The organism is Arthrobacter zhaoxinii, assembly GCF_024385505.1.
Classification (GTDB): Bacteria; Actinomycetota; Actinomycetes; order Actinomycetales; family Micrococcaceae; genus Arthrobacter_B; species Arthrobacter_B zhaoxinii.
This window is the reverse complement of record NZ_JANFLT010000006.1, coordinates 236,859-251,905: the sequence shown is the minus strand read 5'-3', so window position 1 is coordinate 251,905 and position 15,047 is coordinate 236,859. Positions and strand designations below refer to the sequence as shown.

The 15,047-nt window shown below is 66.0% G+C and carries 16 protein-coding genes; 10 read left to right on the top strand and 6 right to left on the bottom strand.

The features are described from left to right. Positions 1–97: 97 nt before the first annotated feature. The 4 genes from NNX37_RS12580 to NNX37_RS12565 all read right to left on the bottom strand — a co-directional run bounded on the left by NNX37_RS12580 (position 98) and on the right by NNX37_RS12565 (position 6,449). A complete protein-coding gene (locus tag NNX37_RS12580) occupies positions 98–2,362 on the bottom strand; it encodes a DUF7937 domain-containing protein (protein WP_255793091.1) in 2,265 nt (754 codons plus the stop codon). Between the two features lie 88 nt (positions 2,363–2,450). After that, positions 2,451–4,814, bottom strand: coding sequence for a zinc ribbon domain-containing protein (locus NNX37_RS12575; RefSeq protein ID WP_255793090.1), 2,364 nt, complete (start codon positions 4,812–4,814; stop codon positions 2,451–2,453). Positions 4,815–4,976: 162 nt separating this feature from the next. Next, the gene (locus NNX37_RS12570) at positions 4,977–5,432 is read right to left on the bottom strand and encodes a class F sortase (protein ID WP_255793525.1); all 456 of its coding nucleotides are present in this window, start codon (positions 5,430–5,432) and stop codon (positions 4,977–4,979) included. Between the two features lie 243 nt (positions 5,433–5,675). After that, positions 5,676–6,449, bottom strand: coding sequence for a hypothetical protein (locus tag NNX37_RS12565; protein WP_255793089.1), 774 nt, complete (start codon positions 6,447–6,449; stop codon positions 5,676–5,678). A gap of 322 nt (positions 6,450–6,771) precedes the next feature. Between NNX37_RS12565 and sigK the strand changes: the two genes are divergently transcribed. Together sigK and NNX37_RS12555 are read left to right on the top strand one after the other, a co-directional pair. Next, positions 6,772–7,425, top strand: coding sequence for an ECF RNA polymerase sigma factor SigK (gene sigK / locus NNX37_RS12560; RefSeq protein ID WP_255793088.1), 654 nt, complete (start codon positions 6,772–6,774; stop codon positions 7,423–7,425). Next, positions 7,422–8,198, top strand: coding sequence for an anti-sigma factor (locus NNX37_RS12555; protein ID WP_255793087.1), 777 nt, complete (start codon positions 7,422–7,424; stop codon positions 8,196–8,198). Before sigK ends, NNX37_RS12555 begins: the two co-directional genes overlap by 4 nt. A 77-nt stretch (positions 8,199–8,275) precedes the next feature. Here NNX37_RS12555 and NNX37_RS12550 read toward each other — a convergent pair whose 3' ends face one another. Further along, entirely contained in the window at positions 8,276–8,581 is a 306-nt protein-coding gene (locus NNX37_RS12550) for a variant leucine-rich repeat-containing protein (RefSeq protein ID WP_255793086.1), read from the bottom strand. 242 nt (positions 8,582–8,823) lie between these two features. Between NNX37_RS12550 and NNX37_RS12545 the strand changes: the two genes are divergently transcribed. The 7 genes from NNX37_RS12545 to NNX37_RS12515 all read left to right on the top strand — a co-directional run bounded on the left by NNX37_RS12545 (position 8,824) and on the right by NNX37_RS12515 (position 14,153). Next, on the top strand, positions 8,824–9,933 hold the full coding sequence (locus NNX37_RS12545) for a DUF475 domain-containing protein (protein ID WP_255793085.1): 1,110 nt from the start codon (positions 8,824–8,826) through the stop codon (positions 9,931–9,933). 12 nt (positions 9,934–9,945) lie between these two features. Next, complete coding sequence (locus NNX37_RS12540) at positions 9,946–10,533, top strand: TerD family protein (protein WP_255793084.1); 588 nt, start codon at positions 9,946–9,948, stop codon at positions 10,531–10,533. Between the two features lie 28 nt (positions 10,534–10,561). Continuing rightward, a complete protein-coding gene (locus NNX37_RS12535; RefSeq protein ID WP_255793083.1) occupies positions 10,562–11,143 on the top strand; it encodes a TerD family protein in 582 nt (193 codons plus the stop codon). Between the two features lie 31 nt (positions 11,144–11,174). After that, on the top strand, positions 11,175–11,756 hold the full coding sequence (locus tag NNX37_RS12530; RefSeq protein ID WP_230024545.1) for a TerD family protein: 582 nt from the start codon (positions 11,175–11,177) through the stop codon (positions 11,754–11,756). A 95-nt stretch (positions 11,757–11,851) separates the two neighbouring features. After that, the gene (locus tag NNX37_RS12525) at positions 11,852–13,045 is read left to right on the top strand and encodes a toxic anion resistance protein (RefSeq protein WP_255793082.1); all 1,194 of its coding nucleotides are present in this window, start codon (positions 11,852–11,854) and stop codon (positions 13,043–13,045) included. Positions 13,046–13,083: 38 nt separating this feature from the next. Continuing rightward, the gene (locus tag NNX37_RS12520; RefSeq protein ID WP_255793081.1) at positions 13,084–13,602 is read left to right on the top strand and encodes a hypothetical protein; all 519 of its coding nucleotides are present in this window, start codon (positions 13,084–13,086) and stop codon (positions 13,600–13,602) included. Next, positions 13,602–14,153 carry a TerD family protein gene (locus tag NNX37_RS12515; protein ID WP_255793080.1) on the top strand — a complete coding sequence of 184 codons (552 nt, stop codon included), beginning with the start codon at positions 13,602–13,604 and terminating at the stop codon, positions 14,151–14,153. The genes NNX37_RS12520 and NNX37_RS12515 overlap by 1 nt, the downstream gene beginning before the upstream one ends. Here the strand turns inward: NNX37_RS12515 and NNX37_RS12510 are convergent. Next, positions 14,150–14,548 carry a hypothetical protein gene (locus NNX37_RS12510; RefSeq protein ID WP_255793079.1) on the bottom strand — a complete coding sequence of 133 codons (399 nt, stop codon included), beginning with the start codon at positions 14,546–14,548 and terminating at the stop codon, positions 14,150–14,152. The genes NNX37_RS12515 and NNX37_RS12510 overlap by 4 nt on opposite strands. On the opposite strand from NNX37_RS12510, the gene NNX37_RS12505 reads away from it, so the two are divergent. Beyond that, entirely contained in the window at positions 14,547–15,047 is a 501-nt protein-coding gene (locus NNX37_RS12505; protein WP_255793078.1) for a hypothetical protein, read from the top strand. The two genes, NNX37_RS12510 and NNX37_RS12505, sit on opposite strands and share 2 nt — an antisense overlap.

Genomic DNA, 15,047 nt, shown 5'->3' with positions numbered 1-15,047 from the left:
CCCTCGGAGCTGGTGGATATTAAACGCCGGCGGCCGGCGTCGCTGGCACCAGTGATGTTCCCAGTGCCAGCGACGCCGGCCGCCGCTTAGTACCTGATTACCGTCGACCCAGTGCTTCGTTCACTGCCGGGTCCCCGAGCTGGCTCAGCCAGGCCAGCAATGCCGGATAGGTGGACGGGTTGGCGGCAACGGCCACCCGTGCGCGCGGGTGGGTCGCCAGTTCCTGGAGCCGGGTGAGGGGCGTGGCCGGATCGGCCGCTTCGGCCAGCAGCGCGGCATCCGGGTCAGCGGCCGGCGTAGGCCGAACGGTGTCCGCTTCGTCCTGAACCGGAGCCGGCTCGGCAGCGGGTTCCTGGGCGGGAGCTGGCTGCACCTGTTCCTGAACGGGAGCCTGCTCCTGGGCGGGAGCCGGCTCGGCTGCGGGTTCCTGAACGGGAACTGCCGGTTCATGCACCTCAGCTGCCGGAACGGAAGGTTCGTATGCAGCGGTGGCGGGAGCCTGCTGTTGCTGCTGGGGCTGGACCGGCGCCTGCTGCTGGACCGGCTGGCCCGGCTGCGGGATCTGGTGCTGCTGACCTGCATAGAAGGCCTGCGGCATCGGAATGCCCGGCTGCTGAGGCTGTGCCGGTGCCCCTTCGAAGGCAAACCCGTTGACGGTGTTGCCGGAGGCCGGCAGCGATTTGAAGTGTGCGCGCGCGGCCTTGTCCAGCCACAGCACCGCCAGAGCCGCGAACGGCATCACCCAGGTGAGCACCATGATCAGCTGCCGGACGCTTCCGGTCGGCAGCAGTACATAATCCATCGAAGAAGCCTGGTCAAAGTCCTGCACTTCGAAGAGGACCATCAGGATCAGAGACAGGACAAACACGGCACCGGCGTACACGCTGCCCATCACAAAAGCGGAACGCTCGTCGCGGGCAGCGAGCTTGACGACCACCACGGTGGCTGCGGCCAGCAGGAGTGCCAGGACCAGCCCGACAGACCAGGTGGCCACGCCGTCCAGGTCCTCCGCCACCGTCTGGCCCAGGCCAACCAGCATAAATACCGCCAGAGCGGACGCCAGGATCAGCGTCAGGACCAGTACCGGCCGGAGGGCAGTGAGGCGGTCCCCCGGGGCTACGGCAGTGCGGTGGGTGGTGCGGGCGACGGACGGAGCGGAAACCGCAGCGCCGAAGGCCATCCACAACAGGATGGAGAACCATGCCGATCCCGGGAAGTAGCCCAACCCAACCGAGTCCACACCCAGGAGTACCAGCACGGAAAGGAAGGCAGCGCCAACACCGAGCGCCACACCGGTGAAGCGCCATGCGTCGGACCCGAGGAAGACCTTGAGGGCAACAAGTGCGAGGACCGCAACCGAAAGGAGGGCGGCAAGGGACTGCGCGACCATGTACGCCCAGAAGCTGTCGGAGGCCGCGCTGGCGTAGTCCGCCGCACTGAGGGCAAAGGTGATGACCTGCACCATGGTGGTGACAGCCGCCAAACCGACAATGCCCAGCATCACGAACAGCCAGCGCCGGTGGCGGGCCGCATCAACATCGCCGGGAGCGATCTCTCCTCGTCGTGGCTGTGCCGCGAGGAGGGCACCGGCGAGACCGAAGGCGACGGCTCCGTCCAGGTAGCGGACGCCGTCGTACCCGAACTCCGAGACCATGCTCAGGGCAAAGTAGACCAGCACCAGAAGGACGTACGGAAGATTGGCGAGGAGCCGGATATCCTGGATCCTGCGGTAGCCGACCGTGGGGCCGAATACGCCGGCACGCCACAGGTAGCTGACGCCCACGGAGAGGATGCTGAGGAGGGTAATCAGTAGTACATCAACGCGGGTGCCGGCTTTGCTGCCGTCGTCGTCGTAACTGCTCCCGCTGGACCAGGTCATGAACAGCGAGGCGAAGAGGGCCAGGACGGCTAGGCCGTCCCGGACGTAATCGCTGACCGGAACTCCGGCAAAGGCGGACGGCCGCCTGGCTCCGACCTGCGTAGGCGCCTGGGCCTGGCCGTAACCGGAGGTGCTGTTCCCCGGATACTGCTGCTCTTGACGCTGCTGCTGGATCGGCTGGCCTGGCTGGCCGTAATGCGGCTGGCCGTAGCCCTGGCCGTGCTGGCCGTAAGGCGGCTGGCCCGGCTGAACCGGCTGGACCGGCTGGCCGGAAGGCCCGACGGCGGCGAGCTGCGGCTCTACTGTGGACTCGGCGTCCGGTGTCCCGGCCACCGGCATCCGGGGTTCGACAGCAGGCGCGGAGGCAACGGGTTCGACAGCAGGCGCGGAGGCACCAGGTGCGGCGCCGACGGCGTAACCGCACTCTGCACAGAACCGGCCCCCCGGTTCTTGTTGTTTGCCGCATTCGGGACAGAATTTCATAACGCCTTCCTTGGAATTTCAGAAATCATTTGGGGCCGGTTCTCCGGCAGACCCCGGCGCAGGCTGAACAACTGCGCCGGGGCGCCTGCTACTTCGTTTTGAGCGCCGCCGTATAGCTCACGAGCACGGATTCGCTCTCGGAACTTGTGGACAGTATTTGGACCTTCAGCTCGTGGTCCTTGCCGTCATTGGGGTAGGCAATGACAAGCTCGGTTGCGTCCGTCCCGCCCTTCGGGATTTCAAGCTTCTGTTCCTTACCGTCAAGCGTGATGCCCAGCACCGTTGAAGAGCTCGATGAGCCGAAGGCGCTGATTTCCAAATCAGCTGCAACGTCAGTGCCCGAGATGGTGTGGCTCTTCACGGAATCTTCCGCGGACTCCGTGGTCAGCACGCCGAAGTCGGTGGTGAGATACGAGCCGGACGGCAGGGATTCCGTCGAATAATCCGATTCATCCGATGGGTACTCCGATTCATCCGATGGGTAATCCGAAGAGTCAAAGTCGTACGGCTCATCCTCAACGAGCGTAAGTTCGGCGGAGTATTCGAAGTCGTTGCCCTTTTCGGCGAACCCCTCCTGCCATTCCGAACCGGCAAAGACCACGAGCTTGTAATCCCCGGCGGGGATTTCATCGCCGTACCCCAGGTCGCCAACCAACTCCTTGCCGTCCGCGGAGTACACCGCCATGTCACTGAACTCGTAGTCGTCTTCAGAGGTCAGCGCAGTCTCCTCCTCCACAGTGAGGTTCAGGACCGCGAAGCCGGCCGAGTTGAACTCCACCTCGGTGGCTTCCTCCACGCTGATATCTCCGGTGGCGTCCTCGGCGTTCGCGAGCTGCAGCATGGCCAGGGCCTGCTCACGGGTCAGGGAATCGGTCCAGTTAATAATCCAGTCCGTGACGGTGTGCCCCAGGCTCACCCGCCACTCGCCGTCCTCCTTGATGGTGGTCAGGCTCATGATCTTCGCGCCGCCCAGCATCTGCATGGAAGGCTCTATGGAGTAACCGGAATCGCCGAAGCAGATGCTGTCGGATTCCCGCTCGCCCTCGATGCAGTCGCCGGTCAGGGTGAGCTTGTCGCCGTATTCGCTTTCGACAGTGATGTTTTCGACGACGGCGACGGCACGGTCGCCGTCCTTCTCGCCTTCCGTGAAGCGCACGTCGCCGATGTTCAGCTCTTCCCCGCCTGCCCCGGCCAGGGCGTCGTCGAACAGATCCTGGTAGAGGAACAGCAGGCTGCCTTCGTGGATGGACAGCGTCCCGGCCAGCGGATTCACGCTTCCTTCGGACATCACATCCGGTACTGCTTCCACTGCGGCCTGCGCTGCTGCAGCCGGGCTGTCGCTGCCGCCCGCTGATTCGGGAATGCTGCCATGGTCATAGCCTTCGCTCTCGCTGACCATTTCGGTGATGCTGTACATCGGGCTCACGTACCACCGGCCGCCGCGTTCGGTGGCCACCAGGGTCAGCGGAGAGCCGTCCGGTCCCAGTTCGTTGAGCTGGACGGTTTCATCGATCTTTTCCTCGTCCTCGTGGCCGGAGGCCTCGAGTGCGGAGCGGATGGCTCCGGTGGTTTCGGCCGGATCCAGCTGGAACCGTGCCTCACCGGAGGTGTACTTGATCAGCGCGGTGGAATCGTCAATCTCGGTAATCTCGGGCTCCACGCCGTCGAACGTGATGCTGATGCCGTCGAAGGTCAGGTCATCGTCGAGTTCCGCTTCTTCGTCGGCGACCTTGTTGATCGCATCCTCCAGCCGAAAATCCTCGGCCTTGTCCATCAGATGTTCCTGGAGGCGCTGGAGCGGTTCGCGTTCTTCCGGCGGGACCATGGTGGCCAGTCCGATGAAGTCCTTGGACTCAATGGCCTCCACCATCTTGTCCGCAGCGCTTTCCGCGGACCCGGCGCCGCCGCGGATCATGTTCTGTACGAAGAGGAACGCCCCCAGGCCCAGGACCACGAGGAGGGCCAGCACGGAGACCAGGATGATCGTCCTGCGGGAGCGCTTCTTGCCGCCCGACGACGGTGTGCCGGATCCGGCGGGTCCCTGCGGACCGGAGGGCCCGCCGTCGTTCGATCCACCGTCAGTAGGACCTGCGGCGAGGGGACTGCTCTGGACTGATCCGGAGTGGGCAAGGCTTGCCGCGGGGGCCGCCACAGGCGGATCGAATACCGAGGTCGGCGCCGTAGGAATGCCCGTCGGAGTCGGCTGCGCCTGCTGTGCCTGCTGTGCCTGCTGTGCCGGAGGCTGCTCGAACTGCTGCGTCGGCTGCGCCTGCTGTGCCGGAGGCTGCTCGAACTGCTGCGTCTGGAACTCGTCGGGCTGAGGAGAGCCGGCTTCCGCTGCCGGCGTTGCGGTGGTTTCGCTGCCCGTCGCTGCAGGCTGCGGCGCCTGGCAGTTGGTACAGAATTTCCAGTGCGGCTGTAGTTCAGCGCCGCAGGACGTGCAGTGTTTCACGACTCCCCCAGGTGTCAGCGAGGACCCGGAAGGAGTAAGTGATGGTCCCCCCGAGCCAACAGATACGTATCGCACATGACCCTAGCACGCAGCCAGGCCGGGCTACGGGACGGGAGAGGGGGTATCCGACGCTGTCCCTCCTGCGGCCAGGAGGGACAAGGTTCAGCGGGCGAGGGTGGCGTACACGACGTAGTTGTCGTCGAAGGTTCCGGTCGCGGGGTCGAAGCCGTCGCAGGTGACGAGGCGTAGTTCTGCGCCGGCTGTGTTTCCGTAAACCTCAAGCGTCGGGAAGGTGTCCTTGCCGTACTGTTCACCGCGGTCGACGACGAACGCCGCCGTGGTCCCGTCTTCCCGTGCAATTTCGAGCCGGTCGCCGGGCTTCAAGGTACGCAGGCCCGCGAAGACGCCCTCGCCGCCGTCGGTGGCGTTGACGTGACCCAGCAGGACCGCAGGGCCGCGTTCCCCGGGAGTGGGCGAGCCCGTGTACCAGCTCGCCGGCGAGCCCGGCTGCTCCGGCGGTACGTCGAGGGAACCGTCCTCCCGCAGCCCCAGGTGCAGGAGCGTGGAGTCGGTGCCGCTGGCCGGGATGGACAAGGACACGGGGGCGGACGGGGCCAGGACCGGTGACTGATCCGTTGTCGGGGCGGCGGACCGACTGGGGTCGGGGGCCGGGCCGGGCGTGAGAGACGGGCCCGGCGTGAGAGACGGACTCGGTGTGATCGACGGGGACGCCGCCGTCGTTGTACCCGTGGGTGCTCCGGCCTCCGGGGAGGATGAGCCGGTGCACCCGGCGAGCAGGAGAAGCGCGGCGGCCGTGGCTGGATGCCGTCATGGGAATCGGCGCTTCAGCGAGGTTCAGTCTTAGGCGTTGGCACGACGGCGGAGAACCATCGCGGCGCCGCCCATGGCCAGGACACCGGCGCCGGCTACGGCAATTCCGGCGGTGTTGCCGTTGCTGGCTGCTGCCTCCACACCGGTGTCAGCTCCGCCTTCGGGCATGGCATCCATCTGTGAGCCGGCCAGGGTGCCGCAGGCGGCCGGAAGGGTCGCAGCGGCAGGCAGCGACGGGTCAAGGTCGGACATCTTCTCAGACGCGGCGGCGGGCATCAGAGTCGGATCAACGCCGTGGACTACCACTACTGCAGATCCGTCCTTCAGCGATGCTGCGGTCTCCGGAGTCAGTTCGAAGGTGCGCTCATACGTGTAGGCGGATCCGCCCGGGAACCGCTCCACGGCCAGTGCGGAGTCTGCGCTGGTGTCGCCTTCGGTGGTGAGCGAGTTGCCGATGTGGCCGTAGAACGGGTGGCCCTCGGTGGTGTTGACGACGCCGTCGCCGTCCGTGTCGGCGTCGGGCCCGGGGCAGACGCCCTGGGCGGCGATGTGGATGTGCTGGGCGTGCGGGAAGGGACCGTCCATGAACGTCTCTGCCGCACCGGAAACGTTGACCGTTACCTTGGCCTCCATGCCGTGTACCTCCACCATGGCCTGGCCGGTGGTGCCGGAATTATTCATGGTGTTCAACGTGGCCTGGCTCGACCAGGAGTCTTCGCCGTGGGCCATGGCCGGGGCCGTCGAGAGGGCCAGTGCACCCAGGGCCAGGGTGGGAACGGCAAGCAGGCGCATCTTCTTGTTCATGATCGGTTCCTTCGTCGTGTCGGTGTGCACGTGTGTGCATCGGTGGTTAGACATGGAAGGTTCGGAGCCGATCCCCTGCCGGATGGGTGCCGGGAAGAAATACTTTGAAATCTGCACCGGCTACCTGCACGCAAGGGACGGGAGCGGCACCCGTCCGGCAAGCGGTTGGCTGCGAACACCGGGCATGAAGAACTCTTCACGGGTTTACGGCACCGGGCGGGTCGAAGCTTGGTGCGAAAGTATGGCAGTGTTCTCAGCGAACATATCCCCGTCCGTAGCCTCGGCGGGGCGCCGCCGCCGAAGGGATGACCTGTGGGAGCCCATGACTGACCCCGGGATGGGCCCGGCGGATTTCCCGGCCCGGCATTCGCCCGCAGCGGCACCGGCTGCCGTGCCGGCTGCCGTGCCGGATGCCGCGCCGGATGACCGCGGGAGCGAGCTCGCAGAGCTGGTGCGGCGGTGCGGGGAAGGTGACGAGGCCGGTTTCGCGGCCCTCTACGATGCCACGTCGTCCAGGGTGTACGGACTGGCGGTACGGGTGACCCGGTCTCCGGAGATCGCAGCTGAAGTTGTCCAGGAGGTTTACCTGATGGCCTGGCAGCAGTCGGCCCGCTTCGACCCGGCCCGGGGAACGGTGCTTGGATGGTTAGGCACCCTTGCGCACCGCAGGGCTGTCGACCGGGTGCGCCAGGTGTCCCGTGAACGGGACCGGGAACAGACCTATGAGGACCAGCGGACCGGAACACCGGTGGACCAGACGTGGCAGGAGGTGGAGCAGGGCATGAAAACCCATGAGGTGCGGAACGGTCTGAGCTCACTCACGCCGCTCCAGCGCGAAGCGGTTGCCCTCGCCTACTACCAGGGATTCACCTACCAGGAGGTAGCCGTACGACTGGATATTCCGTTGGGTACGGCCAAAGCCCGTATCCGGGACGGGTTGAAGAAGCTTCGGTCAGCATTGGGGGGTCAATCATGAACGAGCACAGCCACAACAGCGGGGATATCCATGAGCTGGCACCGCTGTACGCCGTGGACGCCCTGGAACCGGCCGAGCGGGACGCATTCGAACAGCATCTGGCGGACTGCCCCCGCTGCCGGGCCGAGCTGGCCGAGTACGCGGAGGTCACCGCCGATCTGGCCGCCGGAACGGACTCGACTCCCCCGCCCGCCCTGCGCGCCTCCGTGCTCTCCGCCGTCCACGGCACCCGGCCGCTGCCCGGCCCCCGGACAGAGCAGCCGGACCTCCAAGCCGAGCCGGCCGCCGTCGTCTCCTTGGACGAACGACGCCGCCGCCGCGGCCGCCGCCTGCTGGCCGCAGCTGCAGCCGCGGTCCTGCTTCCGGGAATCGCCGTGGCCGGATGGACCCTCGGGGCCCAGTCGGAGCAGCGCCAGCAGGAGCAGCAGGCAGCGCAGGAACAGGACCGGGAAAACCGGCTGCTGGCCGCACCGGACGTTGCCACGCACCGCGTGGACGTCAACGGAAACCCGGCCACTCTGCTCGTTTCCCGCGAGGAAGACGCAGCTTTGTTCGTAGCGGATGCCCTGCCCGATCCCGGCGAGGGGCAGGAGTACCAGTTGTGGCTGCTCGAGGGTGAGACCCCCGTTCCGGATACGCACTTCGCCGGTGGAGACGTCAGCATCTGGCTCAGCGGTGACGTAGCCCGGGCCGGAGCCGTGGCGCTGACCGTCGAACCGGCGGGCGGATCCAGCACCCCCACCTTCCCGATCGTCGCCGTCGCCGAAATCTGAGTGCACGGCTTAAACGCAGCATCCCGCCGCACAGGCTTTTGTGCGGCGGGATGTTCCGTTTAAGCGGAAAGAACGGCTTAGCGGCCGCGGCGGGCCAGGGCTTCGTTCACGCCGGCGTCGCCGAGCGCACCCAGCCATTCGAGCAGTTCCGGGCCGGCAGCCGGGTTGGCGGCAACAGCCGGCCGGGCCAGCGGATGGTCGGTGGCCAGCTCCTGCAGCCGAAGGGGATCTGTTCCGGGGTCCTCCGCCTGGGCCAGAATGGCGACCTCGGCCGGATCCACCTCGGCGGGTGCTGCCGCGGATGCCCCGCCGCTGACGACGTCGGCCGCCGGGATGTTCATGACCGGTTCCGCATTGCCGTTCCCATACATTTCGTCCTGCATGCAGTCCTCCTTCAAATGGGTGCCCTCGTAAGCAGCCTTTCCATTATCTTTTCAGACCGCGGGGGCCACCGGCCAATCGGCGCGGGCATCCCCGCCGACGCCAACGGAGGGTAGTTGCCCGTGGCCTCCGGGGTGCGACATACTGAAGCCTAATTCGTTTCGGATTCATCCATCCCCTACTTGGTTTTTGCCCTTCCCGCCCCCACCGGCTGCGCGCAGGAACTGAAGGAGCTGCAAGCAGAGTGTTTTTCAAAACTTTCGGTTGGTCGTTTGTTGTTACGGCCGCTGCGCTGGTTACGGCGTTCTTCTACGGCGGGGTAGAGGCACTCATCCTCTGCGCCATCCTGGGCGTCTTGGAAATCAGCCTTAGCTTCGACAATGCCGTGGTCAACGCGCGCATCCTCGAAAAAATGAGCGTCTTCTGGCAGAAGATGTTCCTCACCGTGGGCATCCTGATCGCCGTCGTCGGCATGCGCATCGTGTTCCCGCTGGTCATTGTGGGCATTACCGCCAGCATCAACCCGATCGAAGCCCTGCAGCTGGCCCTCGAGAAGGGCGACCCGGATGAGCCGGGCAGCTACGGCTACCTCCTCCACGAGGCGCACCCGCAGATCGCCGCCTTCGGCGGCCTGTTCCTGCTGATGCTCTTCCTGGACTTTATGTTCGAAGACCGCGACATCCGCTGGCTGCGCTGGCTGGAAACCCCGTTCGCCAAGATCGGCAAGGTCAACGGCGCTTCCCTGATCGTCGGCCTCGGTGCCCTGCTGGCCGCCGGCGGACGCTCGGATCCCTCGCACACCACCGACGTCTTCGTCGCCGGCGCTGCCGGCTTGATCACCTACCTGCTGGTCACCGGCCTGGGTGACATGTTCGACGTCGACGGCGACGACGATTTCGACGCCGACGATGCAGAGGCACGTGCTCCGAAGTCCGGCAACGGCGAACTCGTGAAGGCCACCGGCAAGGCCGCCTTCATGCTCTTCCTCTACCTGGAAGTCATTGACGCGTCCTTCTCCTTCGACGGCGTCATCGGCGCCTTCGCCATCACCTCGGACCCGATCATCATCGCTCTGGGCCTCGGCCTGATCGGTGCCATCTTCGTCCGGTCCCTGACCGTGTTCCTGGTGCGGCAGGGCACCCTGGACGAGTTCGTTTACCTGGACCACGGTGCGCACTGGGCCATCGGCGCCCTGGCAACCATCCTGCTGCTCACCATCGAAATCGAGATCAACGAGATCTTCACCGGCCTGATCGGTGTCGTCTTCATCCTTGCGTCGCTGGCTTCCTCGATTGTGCGCAACAAGCGCGCAGCGAAGTCCGGCGCAGGCAAAGAACCTGTCTACACAAACTAACGAGGGAGAATCATGGGCTTGAGCCTGCAGAAAGGTCAGTCGCTTTCACTGACGAAGAAGGACGGCGGCGCCCTGAGCAAGACGCGCCTGGGACTGGGCTGGGATTCCGCTGCGCCGGCCAAGCGCGGCCTGTTCGGTAAGAAGACCGCCGAAGTGGATCTGGATGCCTCGGCTATTTTCTTCGACGCCAATGGCAACGCTGTTGACCAGGTCTGGTACGGCCAGCTCGCCAGCAAGGACGGCTCCGCGAAGCACACCGGTGACAACCTCACCGGTGCCGGCGAAGGCGATGACGAGGTCATCCTGGTGGATCTCTCGGCCGTCTCTCCCGCCGTGCAGAACATCGTGTTCGTAATCTCCAGCTACAGCCGGCAGACCTTCGACCAGGTGCAGAATGCGTTCTGCCGCCTGATCGACGATTCCACGCCCGGCAGCCCCGAGATTGCCCGCTACCAGCTGACCGACGCCGGCACCCACACCGCCATGGTTATGGCCAAGGTGGGCCGCGAAGGCTCCGGCTGGAGCTTCAAGGCCATCGGCGAACGCGCCCAGGGGCGCACCGTCATGGACCTGATCCCCACGGCAGCCCGCTCGCTCTAACCACCCGCCCGTCCGTAAGGAGAGCACCTTGTCCGGCCTCACACTTTCCAAAGGAAGCAACCTTTCCCTGTCCAAGGCAGACCCCGGCCTGGAACGGGCCCTGATCGGCCTGGGCTGGGACCCTCGCACCACCAGCGGAGATCCGTTCGATCTGGACGCCTCCGCACTGCTGCTCGGAGCCGACGGCAAGGTGCGCTCCCAGGACGACTTCATTTTCTACAACCAGCTGTCCGCGAAGGACGGCTCGGTGGTCCACCAGGGCGATAACCGCACCGGCCAGGGCGACGGCGACGACGAGCAGATCCTGATTGACCTCAGCATCCTGACCGACGACGTCGACCGCGTGGTCATTGTGGTGTCCATCGACCAGGCGGACGCCCGGCACCAGAACTTCGGGCAGGTCCGCGATGCGTACTGCCGGGTGGTCAACCAGGACACCGATGCCGAGGTGGTCCGCTACGACCTCAGTGAGGACGCCGCAGCGGAAACCTGCATGATCTTCGCTGAGATCTACCGCCACCGCGGAGAGTGGAAGTTCCGCGCCATCGGCCAGGGCTACGCGTCCGGGCTGTACGGGGTTGCCACCGACTTCGGCATCACCCTCGACTAATCTCCACTTCGTCTACAAGGAGCTGAACACCATGGCAGGACTGACCCTCACCAAGGGCAACAACCTTTCCCTCACCAAGACCGATCCCGGACTGCAGAAGGCCGTCGTCGGCCTGGGCTGGGACCCGCGCACCACCACGGGCGAGCCCTTCGACCTCGACGCCTCCGCGCTGATCATCGCACCCAACGGCAAGGTGCGGTCCTCCGACGACTTCATCTTCTACAACCAGCCCGCCGCCAAGGACGGATCCGTCACTCATCTGGGCGACAACCGTTCTGGCGCCGGTGAAGGCGACGACGAGCAGATCCTGATCGACCTGACGCAGATGGCCGACGACGTCGACCGCGTGGTCATCGTCGTCTCCATCGACCAGGCCGATGTCCGGAACCAGAACTTCGGCCAGGTCCGCGGGGCATACTGCCGCGTGATCAACCAGGACAATGACAGCGAAATTGTCCGCTTCGATCTGAGCGAGGACGCCGCTCCGGAGACCTCCATGATCTTCGCCGAGGTGTACCGCAATAACGGCGAATGGAAGTTCAAGGCTGTGGGCCAGGGCTACGCCACCGGGCTGGCCGGCATCGCAACCGATTTCGGTGTTCAGCTGGGCTAGACTCGCCCTTTCAGCTACACCCTGCGGGGAGTGTTCCGCAGTCCGGGACACTCCCCGCCTCCGTATACGCAGCTCAACCAAGAAAAGGCTGGACCATGACCACACCGCTGACTCCCCCGGACGCCACCGAAGCCGCCCTGGTGCTGAACGCTCCGGAACCGCCCGCTCCGGTCGCTCCCGAGAGCGCTCCGGGCATGGTTCCGGTGCCGGAGGAACGCCGCGTTGAAATCGCCGCGCAGGCCAAGTCCTTCATGGATGAAGTGTCCAAGCTGGATGCGCGCAGCCCGGAATTCACCGCGCAGGTGGATTCCATCAACAAGCTGGCCGGCTCCGAAATGGTGCAGTCCGCCGGGTATTCGTCCCGCCTGCTGGACCGTTCCTCCACCTCGGTGAACGGTGCGAAGAAGTCCGGCAACGACGCGCAGAAGAAGGTCGCCACCACCCTGGGCGACCTGCGCAGCACCGTTGAGGACCTGACCCCGAACCAGGCGAACCTCGGCACCGGCCGCAAGATCCTGGGCATCATCCCGGGCGGCAACAAGCTGGCCAAGTACTTCCAGAAGTACGAGTCCGCCCAGGTGCAGCTGGACAAGATCATCAAGGCCCTGATGGCCGGCCAGGATGAACTGCTCAAGGACAACGCTTCGCTCGCCGGTGAAAAGGTGGAGCTGTGGAAGACCATGCAGACCCTGAGCGAATACTCCGTGCTCGCAGAGTCCCTCGACGCCGCCTGCGTGGAGAAGGTGGACAAGCTCAAGAACGCCGGGCAGATTGAGCAGGCGAACGCCTTGGAGGCGGACGTCCTCTTCCCCATCCGCCAGCGCCGCCAGGACATCCTCACCCAGCTGGCCGTCTCCGTGCAGGGCTACCTGGCCATGGACCTGATCCGCAAGAACAACGTGGAACTGATCAAGGGTGTGGAACGCGCCCGCACCACCACCATTTCCGCGCTGCGCACCGCCGTGATCGTAGCCCAGGCCCTGGCCAACCAGAAGATGGTGCTGGACCAGATCGACGCGGTGAACACCACCACGAACAACATGATCCTGAGCACCAGCGAAATGCTCAAGGACCAGACGGCCCGTATCCACCAGCAGGCCTCCACCTCCGGCGTGAGCGTGGAAACCCTGCAGAAGGCCTTCGACAACGTGTACCAGACCATGGACGCGATCGACACGTTCCGCTCCGAGGCGGCCCGCAACATGGAAGGGACCGTGAAGTCCCTGGAGTCCACCATCACGCAGGCCCGGCCCTACCTCGAGCGTTCCCGCCAGAGCGAGTCCCGCTAGATGCGGCCCAGGACAGCTCCGGCGGAAAGGAGCCGGCCATGCCGGTAGGCAGGTTCTTCGGGTCCCTCTTCGGCAACTCGCCCGAACCGGACCCGGCGCCGGAGCTGTCCGCACCCGCCTCGCCGTCGGGCCCCGACGCCGAGCACCAGGAGACCGTAAAGTCCCTGGAAAACCTGCGCACCGCGGTGCGCAGGGCCGGCGGCGCCCTGCCGACCTCGGTGTCCTCCATGGTCCGGCAGATCGACGACATCCTGGCGCCGCTGGTGGAGTACGTGGGCAGCCACGGAGCCTCCACCGAGCAGCGCGTGCTGCTCAACGCCATCATTACCAATTACCTCCCCACTCCCCTGCGCGCCTACGTGGCCCTCAGCGACCGAGAGCGGACCGAGACTTCAGAGGCGACCACATTGCTCGTTGACCAGCTGACCATCCTGGAAGGCATTGCCCGGGACCTGGAGAACCAGGTCCGCACCGGCGCCATTGCCGAACTGTCCTCGCACGGACGGTTCCTCGATGACAAGTTCTCCCCCTCATCCCTGACCTTCGGAGAGAACTGATGGGAACCCTGGTAGCCGGCGCCAACGCCGCCCTCACCGCGGAAAACCCGGGCCTGACCTCCGTCATGGTGGGACTGGGCTGGGACGTGATTCCCAGCCGCGGCCCCGCATCCGAACTGGTTCCGCTGACGCTGCTGTGCGGTTCCGACGGCCGGGTGCTCTCCGACGCGCACCTGGTGTTCTTCAACCAGATCGCCAGCCCGGAGGGATCCGTCCTCTTCGAGGGCGACGACGACACCGAGCAGATCGACGTCGACCTGTCCCGGGTGCCGGATGCCGTCTCGAAGATCGTCTTTGCCGTCTACGCCGATCCGGAAATGCGCGGACCCGGCACCTTCGCAGCCGTCCGCAGCGCGTATGTCCGCGTGGCCCGGCCCGACGGCAGAGAGCTGGTCCGCTTTGACCTGCCCGCGGCGAACCGGGACACCATCACCGCGATGATGTTCGGCGAGCTGTACCGGCACCGCACCGACTGGAAGTTCCGCGCCCTGGGCCAGGGGTACACCACCGGCCTGCGCGGGCTGGCTGCCGACTTCGGATTCGACCTCTAGTCGATGGCTGTTAACCGTTCGTCGGCCGTCCGCACCGATCTTCCCTTCCTGAGCCGCCGGGTCAAGCCGCGCGCTGCGGCTCCGGCTGCACCCCCGGCTGCCGCCGCACCGAGCGCTGCGTCGGCACCGTCGGCACCGCGGACGACGCCGGCTGCTCGGCCTGCTTCAAGGACGCCTTCGGCGGCCCCGGCACCGGGCTCCCTCTCGCTGTCCCCGCCGCCCCGGCAGGAGGCTGCGCCGTCGGTCTCCCCGTCGCTCTCGCTCGGCCTGTCCCCCAATGCCGAGGCAGCCAGCAGTCGAGCCGGTGCTTCCACGCGGCCGACGTCGTCTTCCGGCTCGCCCGAGCCGGTGCGCGTCGCTCCCCTGCACAGCCGCCTCTTTCCGGCGCCGGGCATGGGCGACCTGCGCAGCCTGGACCGGCAGCACCCCGTGGTGCGCCTGACCCCGATGGAATCGGCGGTGGGCAGCCTGGTGGTCGCCGGAACCGTCCGTGCGGTGTGGGAAGGGCCCGGATACAGCACCGGTTCCATCTCCTCCGGCGAGTTCGAGCCGGAAAACCTGGACGGCGTCCTGGTCTCCACTCCGGGCAACCGCCCCCTGGTCGGCTACGAGGGTGACCTGGCACTGGTCCCGCTGCGCCACGTCCGGAAACTGCGCCGCGCCCTGTTCTTCCCGAAGCCCAAGCAGCCCATGAGCGTGGGCCTCTACAACGGCAAGTCCGTCACCATCCCGGCAAAGGCAGGCCAGCGCAGCTTCTACGTGCTCTCCGTCATCCGCATCGGCGACGTCCTGGAACTGCGGGCCGAAGAGCTGCCGTACGGGATGGAGTTTCAAACCATCTGGGAGGCGTTCGGATTTCACATGACCACCCGCCTGCCCTATCAGGGGCGGTAA

Bases quoted from the DNA above. Each gene is read 5' to 3' on its own strand.
- NNX37_RS12565 (WP_255793089.1), bottom strand. From the start codon at position 6,449: ATGAACAAGAAGATGCGCCTGCTTGCCGTTCCCACCCTGGCCCTGGGT.
- NNX37_RS12520 (WP_255793081.1), top strand. From the start codon at position 13,084: ATGCCGGTAGGCAGGTTCTTCGGGTCCCTCTTCGGCAACTCGCCCGAA.
- NNX37_RS12540 (WP_255793084.1), top strand. From the start codon at position 9,946: ATGGGCTTGAGCCTGCAGAAAGGTCAGTCGCTTTCACTGACGAAGAAG.
- NNX37_RS12530 (WP_230024545.1), top strand. From the start codon at position 11,175: ATGGCAGGACTGACCCTCACCAAGGGCAACAACCTTTCCCTCACCAAG.
- sigK (WP_255793088.1), top strand. From the start codon at position 6,772: ATGACTGACCCCGGGATGGGCCCGGCGGATTTCCCGGCCCGGCATTCG.
- NNX37_RS12525 (WP_255793082.1), top strand. From the start codon at position 11,852: ATGACCACACCGCTGACTCCCCCGGACGCCACCGAAGCCGCCCTGGTG.
- NNX37_RS12555 (WP_255793087.1), top strand. From the start codon at position 7,422: ATGAACGAGCACAGCCACAACAGCGGGGATATCCATGAGCTGGCACCG.
- NNX37_RS12580 (WP_255793091.1), bottom strand. From the start codon at position 2,362: ATGAAATTCTGTCCCGAATGCGGCAAACAACAAGAACCGGGGGGCCGG.
- NNX37_RS12515 (WP_255793080.1), top strand. From the start codon at position 13,602: ATGGGAACCCTGGTAGCCGGCGCCAACGCCGCCCTCACCGCGGAAAAC.
- NNX37_RS12510 (WP_255793079.1), bottom strand. From the start codon at position 14,548: ATGCCCGGCGCCGGAAAGAGGCGGCTGTGCAGGGGAGCGACGCGCACC.
- NNX37_RS12505 (WP_255793078.1), top strand. From the start codon at position 14,547: ATGGGCGACCTGCGCAGCCTGGACCGGCAGCACCCCGTGGTGCGCCTG.
- NNX37_RS12550 (WP_255793086.1), bottom strand. From the start codon at position 8,581: ATGCAGGACGAAATGTATGGGAACGGCAATGCGGAACCGGTCATGAAC.